Source organism: Isachenkonia alkalipeptolytica (genome assembly GCF_009910325.1).
Classification (GTDB): domain Bacteria; phylum Bacillota; class Clostridia; order Peptostreptococcales; family T1SED10-28; genus Isachenkonia; species Isachenkonia alkalipeptolytica.
In genome coordinates this window covers 1-912 of sequence record NZ_SUMG01000060.1, presented here as the reverse complement: position 1 = coordinate 912, position 912 = coordinate 1, and the positions used below count along the sequence as shown (strand labels likewise).

General features: G+C 50.0%; 1 protein-coding gene. It reads left to right on the top strand.

Annotated features, from left to right (window positions below):
• A partial coding sequence (locus tag ISALK_RS15680; RefSeq protein WP_201756930.1) for a hypothetical protein occupies window positions 1–912 on the top strand: 912 nt, incomplete at both ends.

The following is a 912-nucleotide window of genomic DNA, read 5'->3' as shown; positions in this document are numbered from 1 at the left end:
GGAAGAGGGGAAAGGAGGAGAAGAAGAAGGGGGAAGAAGGGGGGAGAAGGGAGGAAGAGAGAAAGAAGAAAAAGGGAAAAAGAAAGGGAGGGGGGAAAGAGAAGAGGGAAAGAGGAAGGGAGAAAAGGAGAAAGGAAGGAGGGAAGGGGGAGGAAGGAAAGAGAAGAGAGGGAGGGAAGGAGGGGGGGAAGGGAGGAGAAAAGAGGGGAAAAAGGGGGAGGAAAGAGAGGGGAGAAGGAGGAGAAGAAGGGAAGAAAAAGAAAAGAAGAAGGGGAAGAGAGAGGAGGAAGGGAAGAGGGATAAAAAGAAAGAAAAAGAAGAGGGGGAGGGGGGGAGAAAGAGAAAAGAAAGAAGGGAAAAGAGGGAGAAAAAAAGAAAAAAGGAAAAGAGAAGGAGGAGGAAAAAAGAAAGGGAGAAAAGGAGGAAAAGGGAAGAAGGAAAGGGGGAGAGGGGAGAAAGGAAAGAAGGGAAAAGGAGAAAAGGGGAGGAAAAGGAGGGGGGAAGAGAAGGGAGGGAAAAGGAAAGAGAAAGAGGAGAGAAAGGAAGAGGAGAAAGGAAAAAAGAGAAGAAAGGGGAGGAGAGAAGGGAGGAAGGGGGGAAAAAGAGGGGAAAAGGGGAGAAGGGGGAAGGGAAGAAGAAAGGGAAGGAGGGGGGGGAGGAAGGGGGGAAAAGGAGAGAAGAAGGGGAGGAAAAAGGAAGAAAGAAAAAGGGAAGAAAGGAGAAGAAAGGGGGGGGAGGAGGGGGAAGAGGAAAGGGAGAAAAGGGGAGAGGAAGGAGGAAAAGGGGGGGGAGGAGAAGAGAAGAGGGGGGAAAAGGGAGGAAAAGAGGAAAGAGAAAAAAAAAAGGAAAAGAAGGAAGAGAAAAGAAGGAGGGGGAGGGGAGACAGTGACCAGGATATTCCTCAGGTAGCCG